General features: G+C 72.5%; 10 protein-coding genes. 5 read left to right on the top strand and 5 right to left on the bottom strand.

Annotated elements, in window-relative coordinates:
* Positions 1 to 50: 50 nt before the first annotated feature.
* Both VMF51_RS00125 and VMF51_RS00120 read left to right on the top strand, forming a co-directional pair.
* Entirely contained in the window at positions 51 to 1,505 is a 1,455-nt protein-coding gene (locus tag VMF51_RS00125) for a glycine hydroxymethyltransferase (RefSeq protein WP_414689424.1), read from the top strand.
* A 76-nt stretch (positions 1,506 to 1,581) separates the two neighbouring features.
* Positions 1,582 to 3,075 (top strand): hypothetical protein, encoded by a 1,494-nt coding sequence (locus VMF51_RS00120; protein WP_325472349.1) that lies wholly within the window; start codon positions 1,582 to 1,584, stop codon positions 3,073 to 3,075.
* Positions 3,076 to 3,198: 123 nt separating this feature from the next.
* Here VMF51_RS00120 and VMF51_RS00115 read toward each other — a convergent pair whose 3' ends face one another.
* From VMF51_RS00115 to VMF51_RS00105, 3 genes are all read right to left on the bottom strand, one after another.
* Positions 3,199 to 4,266 (bottom strand): tartrate dehydrogenase, encoded by a 1,068-nt coding sequence (locus tag VMF51_RS00115; protein ID WP_325472348.1) that lies wholly within the window; start codon positions 4,264 to 4,266, stop codon positions 3,199 to 3,201.
* A 1-nt stretch (position 4,267) separates the two neighbouring features.
* The gene (locus VMF51_RS00110) at positions 4,268 to 5,872 is read right to left on the bottom strand and encodes a DASS family sodium-coupled anion symporter (RefSeq protein ID WP_325472347.1); all 1,605 of its coding nucleotides are present in this window, start codon (positions 5,870 to 5,872) and stop codon (positions 4,268 to 4,270) included.
* Positions 5,873 to 5,999: 127 nt separating this feature from the next.
* A complete protein-coding gene (locus VMF51_RS00105; RefSeq protein ID WP_325472346.1) occupies positions 6,000 to 7,670 on the bottom strand; it encodes an acyl-CoA dehydrogenase family protein in 1,671 nt (556 codons plus the stop codon).
* An 18-nt stretch (positions 7,671 to 7,688) separates the two neighbouring features.
* Here VMF51_RS00105 and VMF51_RS00100 point away from each other — a divergent pair, with 18 nt between their 5' ends.
* Entirely contained in the window at positions 7,689 to 8,642 is a 954-nt protein-coding gene (locus VMF51_RS00100) for a YihY/virulence factor BrkB family protein (protein ID WP_325472345.1), read from the top strand.
* Positions 8,643 to 8,651: 9 nt separating this feature from the next.
* Positions 8,652 to 9,743, top strand: a complete 1,092-nt coding sequence (locus VMF51_RS00095) for a potassium channel family protein (RefSeq protein WP_325472344.1) — start codon at positions 8,652 to 8,654, stop codon at positions 9,741 to 9,743.
* A gap of 6 nt (positions 9,744 to 9,749) precedes the next feature.
* Here the strand turns inward: VMF51_RS00095 and VMF51_RS00090 are convergent, their stop codons facing one another.
* Complete coding sequence (locus VMF51_RS00090) at positions 9,750 to 10,082, bottom strand: STAS domain-containing protein (RefSeq protein WP_325472343.1); 333 nt, start codon at positions 10,080 to 10,082, stop codon at positions 9,750 to 9,752.
* Positions 10,083 to 10,179: 97 nt separating this feature from the next.
* Positions 10,180 to 10,404 carry a hypothetical protein gene (locus tag VMF51_RS00085; protein WP_325472342.1) on the bottom strand — a complete coding sequence of 75 codons (225 nt, stop codon included), beginning with the start codon at positions 10,402 to 10,404 and terminating at the stop codon, positions 10,180 to 10,182.
* 111 nt (positions 10,405 to 10,515) lie between these two features.
* Here VMF51_RS00085 and VMF51_RS00080 point away from each other — a divergent pair, with 111 nt between their 5' ends.
* A complete protein-coding gene (locus VMF51_RS00080) occupies positions 10,516 to 12,801 on the top strand; it encodes a catalase (protein ID WP_325472341.1) in 2,286 nt (761 codons plus the stop codon).
* Positions 12,802 to 12,944 lie beyond the last annotated feature (143 nt).

Genomic DNA, 12,944 nt, shown 5'->3' with positions numbered 1-12,944 from the left:
AGTCTGTCGCCATGACGGACGCGACGAGCCCAGGATCGGCAGTTTCAGGCGTGGCAGCGGACCCGGGAGCGCTGGCCAAGACGGCGTCGTCGGCGTACGACGCCGCTCTCGAGGTGATCGCCTCGGTCGAACCCCGTGTGGCAGAGGCCACACGCAAGGAGCTCGCCGACCAGCGGTCCTCGCTCAAGCTGATCGCGTCGGAGAACTACGCCTCGCCGGCGGTGCTGCTGACGATGGGCACCTGGTTCAGCGACAAGTACGCCGAAGGCACGGTCGGTCACCGCTTCTACGCGGGATGCCAGAACGTCGACACCGTCGAGTCCGTCGCCGCCGAGCACGCACGCGAGCTGTTCGGGGCGCCGTACGCCTATGCGCAGCCGCACTCCGGCATCGACGCGAACCTGGTCGCGTACTGGTCGATCCTGGCCCACCACGTCGAGACCCCCGGCTTAGAGCGGCTCGGGGCCAAGACCGTCAACGACCTGAGCGAGGCCGACTGGGAGAGCCTGCGCCACGAGCTGGGCAACCAGCGGCTGCTCGGGATGTCGCTGGACGCCGGCGGACACCTCACCCACGGGTTCCGGCCCAACATCAGCGGCAAGATGTTCCACCAGCAGCAGTACGGCACCGACCCCGAGACCGGCCTGCTCGACTACGACGCCCTGCTCGCCAAGGCCCGCGAGTTCAAGCCGCTGATCCTGGTGGCCGGCTACTCGGCGTACCCCCGCCGGGTGAACTTCGCGAAGATGCGCGAGATCGCCGACGAGGTCGGCGCCACCCTGATGGTCGACATGGCGCACTTCGCCGGCCTGGTGGCCGGCAAGGTGTTCACCGGCGACGAGGACCCGATCCCGCACGCCCACGTCGTCACCAGCACCTCCCACAAGTCGCTGCGCGGCCCGCGCGGCGGCTTCATCCTCGCGACCGAGGAGTACGCCCCGAGCGTCGACCGCGGCTGCCCGATGGTCCTCGGCGGCCCGCTCAGCCACGTGATGGCGGCCAAGGCCGTCGCGTTCGCCGAGGCCCGCCAGCCGGCGTTCCGCACCTACGCGCAGCAGGTCGCCGACAACGCCCAGTCGCTCGCCGAGGGGTTCAAGAAGCGCGGCGCGAAGCTCGTCACCGACGGCACCGACAACCACCTCGTGCTGCTCGACGTCACGTCGTTCGGCCTCACCGGCCGCCAGGCCGAGTCGGCGCTGCTCGACGCCGGCGTCGTCACCAACCGCAACTCCGTGCCGTCCGACCCGAACGGCGCCTGGTACACCTCCGGCGTCCGCCTCGGCACCCCGGCGCTGACCACGCGCGGGTTCGGTCACGACGAGTTCGACAACGTCGCGGAGCTGATCGTCCAGGTGCTGCAGAACACCGAGGCCGGCACCACGAAGGCCGGTACGCCCTCGAAGGCGTCGTACACGCTGGCCGAGGGCATCGCGGACAAGATCAAGGACGCCTCCGCCGAGATGCTCGACAAGCACCCGCTCTACCCGGGCCTCGACCTGGCCTGACCGGCGCGCCGGCCGAGCCGGCCGTCCCGCCACGAGCGGGACGGTTGGCTCGCCGTCAGGTGGGGAGGATGCGCGCGTGCGTCGACACCTCGCCCGGTTCAGCGTCCTGTCCCTCCTCGCCGGCCTGCTGGTCGCGTCCGGCGGCGTCGCCGCGCAGGCGGCGGACCCGCCGCTGCGTCGTACGGCGGTGCTCGACCGGGTCGCGGCCGACCAGGCCGACGTACCGCAGCGTCGCCTGGTGCGGGTCGCGGTGACCCAGGACCTGCGGAGCAAGCGCGTCAGCGCGGTCGGGACGTACGCCGCCGCACCGACGGCCGAGACCTCCTCCGCCCTGTACGTGTGGCTCGGCCGACTGGTGGGCGGCGAGTGCCAGCGCGGCATCCTGGTCGCCGGCGGGGCCGGAGAGGCCGGCACCGCCGGGACGTTCTACGGCGCGGACGGCGCCCCGACCACGCCGATCGCCGTGACCCGCAGCCAGTCGGGGGCCTCGGTGAGCCTGGTCTCCGCACTCTCGCCCACCATCGGCGGAGCCGCCTGGGACTGCGCGGACGCCGCGTCCGTGAACGCGGCCGGTACGGCGGCGTACACCGTGCTGCGGACGACGTCCCTGAGCGCGACGTACGCCCCGCGGATGCAGCTCGACGCCGGTCCGCCGCTGCAGGGCACCGACCGCGGGAAGTGGACGACGGTCGAGGTCGACGTGCGCAACGCCGGCCAGGGGCCGGCGAGCGGCGTACGACTGACGGCGTCGGGGAAGGGCCTGAAGATCCGGAAGCCGGCGGCCATCGGCGGTCTCGACGCCCGCCGGACCACCAGCCGCACCGTCCGGGTCAAGCTCCGCTCGTCGAAGCCGCGTCAGCTCACCCTGCGGGTGTCCGCCGACGGCGGCTACACCGCCACCCAGCGGATCACGATCGCCCACCGCGCCCAGCCCCGGAAGGTCCGCTCGGTCGCCGGGCGCTACTACTGGGGCTTCAAGACAGGTCAGCTCGACCGCGGGTGGGACAACACGGCGGTCTGGTTCGTGAACGGGCGGTTCGCCCACGTCGGCTTCCCGCGCAAGGCCGGGAAGCCGACGTGCCGCAAGGCCGGCAAGCAGTGCCAGCGCTACAGCTTCGACCGGCGGACCGGGAAGGTCAGGGTCGGCTCGCTGCGCGGGAAGGTGACGACGGAGGGCCTGCAGCTCGGGAAGCAGTGGTACTCCCCGCTCGCGGTCCCGCGGAAGGGCAGCCGGCTCAACGTGTCGCTGACGCACCAGAACTATCACGGCAACTGCGGCATCTCGTGCGTCACGTGGACCGAGCGGCTGCTGCTCGACAAGCGGGGTCGCTTCGTCCGCACCCGGCTGACGATCGGCAGCATCGGCGCCCCGGGGGTCGGCACCATCGGGGCCTCGGTGCCGCCGGACCAGAAGGGTCGCTACCAGGTGCTCGGCAACGGCCGGATCCGGTTCAGCTACGACAACGGCTCCCGGCGCGTCCACACCATCGGGGTCGAACACGACCTCCGCGGCCGGCCGAACGCCCGGGCCGCGGGCCTGGTGCTCGGAGACGTGAACTTCTACTGGTGATCCGACGCCTGCCCGAGCGGCGCAATTGCGGCCGTTGGGCGGGCTCCGCGCCGCTCGACCTGTCCTACGGCTGCAATTGCGGCCTCCGGGCAGGCCAGCCGCTGCCGGCCAGCGCGCCGAACGCTACGAGGTCCGCCCGCGGACGTGGGCGACCAGGGCGGCGGTGACCGCCGCGGTATCGGCGGTGCCGCCCAGGTCGCGGGTGCGGGTGGCGGGATCGCGCAGACTGGCACGCACCGCCGCCATCAGCTCCGTGGCGGCCTCGCCGTGCCCGAGGTGGTCGAGCATCATCACCGCCGACCAGACCGTGCCGATCGGGTTGGCGACGCCCTGGCCGGCGATGTCGGGCGCCGAGCCGTGCACCGGCTCGAACATCGACGGGTGCTCACGGGTCGGGTCGAGGTTGGCCGACGGGGCGATGCCGATGCTGCCGGCGACCGCGGCGGTCAGGTCGCTGAGGATGTCGCCGAAGAGGTTGGAGGCCACGATCACGTCGAACCGACCGGGGTCGAGGACGACCTTGGCGGCGAACGCGTCGATGAGCTCCTGGTCGCACCGGACGTCGGGGTGCTGCTCGGCACGTTCGCGGACCACCTCGTCCCAGAACGGCATGGTGTGGATGATGCCGTTGCTCTTGGTCGCCGAGGTGACGTAGCCGCGTCGGGTCCGGGCCAGCGCGAAGGCGTGGTCGACGATCCGCGTGACGCCGGCGCGGGTGAAGACGGCCTCCTGGATCGCGAGCTCGTCGGGGAAGCCGCGGTTCAGCCGACCGCCGATCTCGCTGTACTCGCCCTCGACGTTCTCCCGGACGACGACCAGGTCGAGCCCGCCGGGCTCGAGCCGCCGCAACGGGCTCTCCATGCCCTCGAAGAGCGCGATGGGGCGCTCGTTGACGTACTGCCGGAAGTGCCGGCGGATCGGGATGAGCAGGCCCCAGAGCGAGACGTGGTCGGGTACGCCGGGCCACCCGACCGCTCCGAGCAGGATCGCGTCGTGCTGGGCCAGCCGGTCCAGGCCGTCGTCCGGCATCATCGACCCGGTCTCCGCGTAGCCGCGGCACGACCAGCCGTGCTCGACGTAGGACAGGTCGAGGCTGTGCACGTCGGCGACCGCGTCGAGCACCTCCCGGGTGGCGGCGACGACCTCCGGGCCGATGCCGTCGCCGCCGATGACGCCGATCTCGTGGCCCACCTCAGACCAGCCCGATCATCGAGGCGGCGACCGGGAGCAGGGTCACGATGAGGATCGCCCCGATGACGTCGAACGACGCGCCGGTGCGGATCATCGTCGTGATCGGGACCGTTCCGGAGCCGTAGACCACGGCGTTCTGCGGGGTCGAGACCGGCAGCATGAACCCGAACGACGCCGCGAACGTCGCTGCCAACGCCGGGACGAACGGGTCGACCCCGGCCGCCACGGCGATCGGGATGACGATGGGGACGACGACGGCCGCGGACGCGGTGTTGCTGGTGGTCTCCGAGACCAGGATGGCCAGGGCGACGGCGAAGACGGTGATCCAGAAGACGCTGGAGAGGCCGAGAGCGTCCGAGGCGCCGTTGCCGATCGTCTCGGCGAGGCCGGAGGACTCCAGCAGGCTGCCGAAGATGATGCCGGTGCCGAAGAGCACCACGGTGCCCCAGTCGATCTTGGTCGCGTCGCTCCAGCGCAGGGTGAACTCCCGGTCCTCCCACTTCGTCGGCAGCAGGAACAGCAGCGAGGCGCCGAGGATCGCGACGACCCCCTCGTCGAGCCGGTCGCTGACGGTCGTGTAGGCGCTGGACTCGGTGCCGGCGACCAGCGCGACGATGCCGGGCAGGATCCACAGGGTCACGGTCACCCCGAACGCGACCAGCGTGTTGCGCTCGGCCACCGACATCGCGCCGAGCTCCGCCTTCTCCTCCCGGATGTACTCCTCGACGCCCTCGAGCCGTCGGGTCTCGGGGCGGTTGAGCAGGACGACGATGACCGCGAGGGCCACGAACATCAGGGCGCAGATCGGCAGGGCCATCAGCACCCAGTCGAGGAAGGAGATGCGCTCGCCCGTCGCCTCCTCGATCAGACCGCGGCCGATCAGGTTGGGCGGCGAGCCGACGGGTGTCAGCAGGCCGCCCACGCTGGCGCCGTACGCCAGTATCAGCATCAGCGCCGCCCCGACCCGCAGCCGCAGCGGGTCGAAGTCCTCGGCGACCTCGCCGCGGCTCTGGAGCAGCTTGGCGATCACGGTGAGGATCCCGATCGCCGTCGGAAGCAGCATCGCGACGGTCGCCGTGTTGGAGACGAACGCCGACAGCACCGCGGTGATCGCGCCGAAGGTCACGATCACCCGGATCGTCGAGCTGCCGACGCCCGGCAGGCTCAGGACGGTCATCGCGAAGCGCCGGGCCACGCCGTGCTTCAGCATCGCCTGGGCCAGGATGAACGCGCCGATGAAGGTGAAGACGGTCGAGGAGCCGAACGGCCCGAGGGCCTCGTCGGCGGTCGCGACCCCGAGCACCACGATCGCGACGATGCCGATGAAGCCGCCGACGGGGATCGGGACCGGCTCGGTGATCCAGAGCACGATCACCCCCAGCAGGACGGCCGCCAGGGTGTGCTGCTGGTCGGCCAGGTCGAGCGGGAGCAGGAGGAAGACGACGGTCACCAGGGGAGCGAGGACGAGGCCGACGGTGCGCCGCCCCTTCTCGAACCGCTCCTCGCGCTCGGAGAGCTGCTGCTCGCCGAGGCTGCGGTACGTGGCGTTGTCGAGGAAGGCCCGGTCGACGTCGGTCCGTCGGGGTCGGTCCTGCGTGGCGGTCATCGAGCACCTCCGGGGTGGCCCGCTGCCGGGTCGCGGATCCTGTGAGCGGGGTCACTCGCTGGCGTACCCACCCGTACGCCGGCGATAACCCGCCGGCGCCCGCCGCCGGAGCGGGCCGGGACCCTCGTCAGCCGCCGAGCGTGGGGGTGGCCCGACCCACGATCGCGCGCAGGTCGCCGCCGGCGAGCGCGCCGAACGTGCCGTCGTACGACGGGCCGAGGCGGGAGGCGCAGAAGACGTCGGCCACCTCGGGCGGAGCGAAGCGGACCAGCAGCGAGCCCTGGAGCACGGCGGCCATCCGGCCGGCGAGCCGGCGGGCCTGGACCTCCAGCTGGACCGGGTCGCCGAGCAGGGTGCCGAGCAGGGCCAGGGTGTCCTCGACGGCGCGGTCGAGGCGGGGGTCGCCGCCCCGCGCCCGGCCGACCTCGGTGATCCAGGCGTCCAGCGCCTCCGGCTCGCGGCCCAGCGCGCGCAGCACGTCGAGGGCGTTGACGTTGCCCGAGCCCTCCCAGACCGAGTTCAGCGGCGCCTCGCGGTAGAGCAGCGGCATCCCGGACTCCTCGACGTACCCGTTGCCGCCCAGGCACTCCAGCGCCTCGGCCACCATCGCGGGGGTGCGCTTGCAGACCCAGAACTTCGCCAGCGGCAGCGCGATCCGCCGCAGCGCCGCCTCGTGCGGGTCGGCGCGCCCGTCGACGGCGGCGGCCAGGCGGACGGCGAGGGCGGTGGCGGCCTCGGTCTCGACGGCCAGGTCGGCGAGCACGTTCTGCATCAGCGGCTTGTCGACGAGCAGCGAGCCGAACGCCGAGCGGTGGGCCGCGTGCCACGACGCCTCCGAGACCGCGCGCCGCATCAGCGACGTCGACCCGAGCACGCAGTCGAGCCGGGTCGCGGCGACCATCTCGATGATCGTCCGCACGCCCCGGCCCTCGTCACCGAGCCGGTGGGCGACGGTGCCGTCCAGCTCCAGCTCGGAGGAGGCGTTGGAGCGGTTGCCCAGCTTGTCCTTGAGACGTACGACGTCGAGCTGGTTGCGGCTGCCGTCGGGGAGCACCCGCGGCACCACGAAGCACGTGACGCCGCCGGTGGCCTGCGCCAGCACGAGGAAGACGTCGTTCATCGGCGCCGAGGTGAACCACTTGTGCCCGTGCAGGGTGTAGGTCCCCTCGGTGGAGGTCGGGACGGCGGAGGTGACGTTGGCCCGGACGTCCGAGCCGCCCTGCTTCTCCGTCATCCCCATCCCGGCCAGGGCGCCCAGCTTCGTCGACGCGGATCGCACGCCGGGGTCGTAGAAGCGGGAGGCGAGCAGCGGCGTCCACTCCTTCGCGAGGGCGTCGTCGGCGCGCAGCGCGGGCACGGCGGCGTACGTCATCGAGATCGGGCAGCCGTGGCCGGGCTCGGTCTGCGACCAGGCCATGAACCCGGCCGCGCGGCGTACGTGCGCGTGCGGCGAGTCGTCCTCCCACGGCGCGGCGGCGAGGCCGTGGCCGACGGCCTGCGACATCAGCCAGTGCCACGACGGGTGGAACTCCACCTCGTCGACACGGTTCCCGTAGCGGTCGTACGGCGTCAGCCGCGGCTCGTGCTCGTTCGCGAGCCGTCCGTGCTCCCGGGCCTCCTCCGAGCCGGCCTCCGCGCCGAGCGCGACCAGGCTGTCGACGACCGCAGCCGAGGCGTGCCGCTCGACCGCCTCGGTGAGGGCCGGGTCGGCGGTGACGACGTTGTGCCCGACCAGCGGCGGCGCCTGGTTGGTGACCGTGCGGATCGCGGCGCGCGAGCCGCTGTTCGGCGTACCCATGGAACTACCGTAAGCGCCATGGCCACCTCGGAGAGTGCGGCACCACCCGCACCCTGGTGGCACCGGCTGCGCCACACCCTGTGGCGGCTGGTCGTGACGACCGTGGGGTCGTGCCTGCGCTACCGGGTGACCGGCCTGGCGGCCGAGGGGGCGTTCTTCGCGGTGCTGTCGGTGCCGCCCCTGGTCTTCGCGCTGGCCGGCGCGATCGGCTACGTGACGAGCCAGTTCAGCGACACGGAGATCCAGCACGTCCAGCAGGCGGTGCTGGACCTCTCCTCGCGGCTGCTCACCGAGCGCGCCGTCGACGAGGTCATCGAGCCGACCATCGACGACGTCCTGCGCGGCGGCGGCCGCTTCGACGTCATCTCGCTGGGCTTCGTGCTGGCGCTCTGGTCCGGCTCGCGGGCGCTCAACGTCTTCGTCGACACCATCACGATCATGCACGGGCTCGGCGGCGAGCGCGGGATCATCCGGACCCGGGCGCTGTCGTTCGTGCTGTACGTCCTGGCGCTGGTGACCGGCGTGGTGGCGATCCCGCTGATGGTGATCGGCCCGACGGTCCTGCGGGACTGGGTCCCGGACCGCGCCGACGTGCTGCTGGTCCTCTACTGGCCCGTCGTGATCGTGCTGTGCATCTGCTTCCTGGCGACGCTCTACCACGTGTCGGTGCCGGTCCGGACGAACTGGACCTTCAACCTGCCGGGCGCGACCTTCTCGCTGTTCGCGTGGATCGTCGGGTCGTACGTGCTGCGCTGGGTGCTGCAGGCCACCGCCGCCGACTCCCGCTCCATCTACGGGCCGCTGGCCGCACCGATCGCCGTCCTGCTGTGGCTCTACATCGTGGCGATCGCGGTGCTGATCGGCGCCGCGGTCAACGCGGCGTTCGACACGGTCTTCCCGCAGAGCGCCACGACGCGGGCGCGGCGCGAGCTCGTGCAGCGCCTGCGTCACCTCGCCTCCAAGGACCGGTAGGTTTCGTCCGTGCGCGCCCACCCTTCCGACGCTCCGGCCGGATCCGCCGGTCTCGTCGCGCTCCCGGACCGGGTGCGGTCGCCGTGGTGGGAGCTCGGGCGCCGGCTGCTCCTCGCGCTGGCGATCCTGGTCGGCACGGTGCTGCTCGTGTACTTCGACCGGGGCGGGTACGGCGACAGCAGCGACGGCACCGTCGACCTGGTCGACTCGATCTACTACACGACCGTCACCCTGAGCACGACCGGGTACGGCGACATCGCGCCGGTCAGCGACAACGCCCGGCTCATCAACGCGTTCGTCATCACCCCCGCTCGCATCGCCTTCCTGGTCCTGTTGATCGGGACCACCCTCGAGGTGCTCGCCTCGCAGGGCCGGGAGATGTTCCGCGTCGCCCGTTGGAGGAAGAAGATGGGTAAGCACGTCGTCGTCATCGGCTACGGCACGAAGGGTCGCAGTGCCGTGCAGACCCTGATCAGCAACGGCCTGGACCGGGACGCGGTCGTGATCGTCGACCCGAGCGGAGTGGCGCTGCAGGACGCGCACGCCGACGGGCTCGCGGTGGTCACCGGGGACGCGACCCGGCGCGACGTGCTGCGCCGGGCGGGCGTCGCCGAGTCCGAGCAGGTCATCATCACCACCGACAGCGACGCCTCCAACGTGCTGGCGACGCTCACGGTGCGCCAGCTCAACCCGGACGCCTGGATCGTCGCCGCGGTGCGCGAGGAGGAAAACGCCCCGCTGATGCGGCAGTCCGGTGCGAACTCGGTGATCACCTCCTCCGACGCGGTCGGCCGACTGCTGGGCCTCTCGTCGCTGTCGCCCACGCTCGGCTCGGTGATGGCCGACCTGCTGACGTACGGCGAGGGCCTGGAGGTCGCCGAGCGCGAGCTGCTGGTCTCGGAGGTCGGCAAGCAGCCGCAGTCGCTGCCCGACCAGGTGATCGCGGTCGTGCGCGACGAGAAGGTCTACCGCTACTTCGACCCGGTGGTCACCCTGCTCGCGCGCGGCGACCGGCTGGTCGTCGTACGCCCGGCGAAGGAGCTGCCGTGGGCGCCGCGCCCCGGCACCCACGGGGAGGACCTGGCCGCCGACGACCGGTGAGGGCTCTCAGGCGACCCGCGGCCCGGGGCGGGGAGCGTCGGGGAGCTGCTCGGTCAGCCCGGCCGCGGCCCGCAGGCGACGGACCGGCCGGCTGACGCCCACCAGGCTGACGGTCGTGCCGACGTGGGTGCCGAGGTCGGACCAGGTGCGCGCCAGCTCGCCGAGCGCGGAGACGTCGACGAAGTCCACCCCGCCCAGGTCGACGCGCAGGTCCGTGCAGGTCGCGCGGCTGGCCCGGCTCAGCCGGCGGCGCAGCGCTCGGGCGCCGAAGACGTCGAGGTCACCGCTGAAGGTGAAGTGGGCGATCGGTGGGGATGCGGGCTGCTGGACGATGATCATGCTGGCCTCCGGCCACGGGCGCGGGCTCGGGGGGAGGCACCGCTCCTCCAGGCTAGGCGGGCGAGTCCGGCCCGACGATCCCCCCGCGGGGTGAGCGTCACTCGCGCCGGCGGACGTGGGCGGCGGAGACCCAGCCCTGCCGGACGTCCCACGCGCGGATCCCGCCACCGCTGACCCAGACCGCCAGCGCCTCCCAGGCGTCGCCCCGGCGCCGCCACTCCAGCAGCAGGCCGGGGGACTGCTCCGACCAGCGCCCGGTCACGCACACCCAGACGTGCTGGGGGACGGCGTGCCCCCGGGTGCCCGTGACGCGGTCCCTCATGGCGCCACGATAGAACACCTGTTCGAACGAGACGAGACCGCTCACCCCTCGGGGTGGGGTCTCCTCGGCGAGCCCGGGGGTACCCCGGGGGCCGACCCCCGAGGAGGACGTATGGCCGACAGCACGCCCAGCAAGGTCACGAAGGCCGTGAAGACCACCGTCGAAGGAGCGGCCGCCAAGGTCGCCGAGAAGCTCGCCGGGATCGACCGTCCCGCGATCCCCGGAACCCCCGGCTCCGGCACCCCGACGGTGGCGGAGCCGACCGAGCCGCGCGAGCCGCTACCGCCCAAGCCCGACCAGGCCGGACCGGAGCGTCGTACGGCGACCGGCGAGGCCACCGGCGTCGACGCCGAGGCGGTCTCGGGCCGGGGTGCGTTCCTGACGACCGCGCAGGGTGCCCGGCTGCGCGACAGCGACCACTCCCTGAAGGCGGGGGAGCGCGGCCCGACGCTGCTGCAGGACCACCACCTGCGCGAGAAGATCACCCACTTCGACCACGAGCGGATCCCCGAGCGGGTGGTGCACGCCCGCGGCGCCGGCGCGCACGGCACGTTCGTCGGCTACGGCAACGCCGCCTCGATCACCCGGGCGGGCTTCCTCGGCAAGAACGTCGAGACGCCGGTCTTCGTGCGGTTCTCGACCGTGCTCGGCTCGCGCGGCTCCGCCGACACCGTGCGCGACACCCGCGGGTTCGCGACGAAGTTCTACACCGCCGAGGGCACCTTCGACCTGGTCGGCAACAACATCCCGGTCTTCTTCATCCAGGACGGCATCAAGTTCCCGGACGTCATCCACGCCGGCAAGCCGCACCCCGACCGGGAGATCCCGCAGGCGCAGAGCGCGCACGACACGTTCTGGGACTTCGTCTCGCTGCACACCGAGGCCCAGCACCACACGATCTGGAACATGTCCGACCGCGGCATCCCGCGGTCGTACCGCACGATGGAGGGCTTCGGCGTCCACACCTTCCGCTGCGTGAACGCCGAGGGCGCGACGTCGCTGGTCAAGTTCCACTGGAAGCCCAAGCTCGGCGTGCACTCGCTGACCTGGGAGGAGGCGCAGCTGCTCGGCGGCATGGACCCGGACTTCCACCGCCGCGACCTGTACGACGCGATCGAGTCCGGCGCCTTCCCGCAGTGGGAGCTCGGCGTCCAGGTCTTCGAGGACACCCCCGAGGAGACCTTCGGCGGCATCGACCTGCTCGACCCGACCAAGCTGGTCCCGGAGGAGCTCGCGCCGGTCCAGCCGATCGGGCTGCTGACCCTGACCCACAACCCGACCAACTTCTTCGCCGAGACCGAGCAGGTGGCGTTCCACGTCGGGCACCTGGTGCCCGGCATCGACGTCACGAACGACCCGTTGCTGCAGGCGCGGCTGTTCTCCTACCTGGACACCCAGCTGACCCGGCTCGGCGGGCCGAACTTCGCCCAGATCCCCATCAACCGGCCGCACGCCCCGGTGAACGACATGCTGCGTGACGGCTTCCACCAGCACGCGGTGCACGGCGGGGTCGCGCCGTACAAGCCGAACTCGCTGGACGGCGGCTGCCCGTTCTTCGCGGGGGCGGACGACGACGCGCTCGTGGACGTGGCGGCGCGCGTCGCCGAGTCGACCAAGGTGCGCGCCAACCCGGCGTCGTACGACGACCACTACAGCCAGACGCGCCAGTTCTGGCTGAGCATGTCGCCGCCGGAGAAGGAGCACCTCGTCGCGGCGTACACCTTCGAGCTGAGCAAGTGCTTCGAGCAGGCGGTCAAGGAGCGGCAGCTGCTGGCGCTGGCCAACATCGACGCGGACCTGTGCGCCCAGGTCGCCGCGGGGCTCGGCCTGCCGGCGCCGGACCCGACCGAGCCGCTCGTCGACGTGGAGCCCAGCCCGGCGCTGTCCCAGGTCGGGGAGACCTGGCCCACCGACGGCCGGATGATCGGGATCGTCGTCGACCCCGACGGCGACCTGGACGGGGTCGCGGACGTGGCGGCGGCGGTCGCGGCCGCGGGCATGGTCCCGCTCGTCGTGGCTCCGCACGGCGGCACGCTGCCCGACGGCACCCCGGTGCAGCGCACCTTCGCGGCCACCCGGTCGGTGGAGTTCGACGCGCTGATCCTGGCCGGCAGCCCGGCGCCGGCGCCCGATGCGCTCCCCGCCCGCGACAGCAAGGCCGGGGAGGCCGGCGCTCCGGTCCTCGACCCGCGCGTCGTCCTGCTGCTCGACGAGGGCTTCCGGCACGCGAAGGCGATCGGCGCCTGGGGCGCCGGCGTACCGGCCCTCGACGCGCTCGGCATCGCCGGCGCACCCGGGGTCGTCACGGGCGACGACGCCGCGGCCGTCCTGGCCGAGGTGCAGACCGCCCTCGCCGCCCACCGGGTCTGGGACCGCTTCACCCCCGCCCTCACCTAGATCGCCGAGTCGGGCTCTTGTGCTGAATGTGTGGGTCAGGCTCGGCCTGGGAGGGCGGGGGTGTGGCCGCTGAGGGTCAGCATGAGGAGGCTGATGAGGGCGTCGGGGTCTTTGATGCCGAAGGCGATGCGGTTGCGTAGTCG

It is taken from the genome of Nocardioides sp., from assembly GCF_035503875.1.
Classification (GTDB): Bacteria; Actinomycetota; Actinomycetes; order Propionibacteriales; family Nocardioidaceae; genus Nocardioides.
The sequence above is the reverse complement of the archived record's forward strand: the minus strand, read 5'-3'. Positions and strand labels throughout refer to the sequence as shown.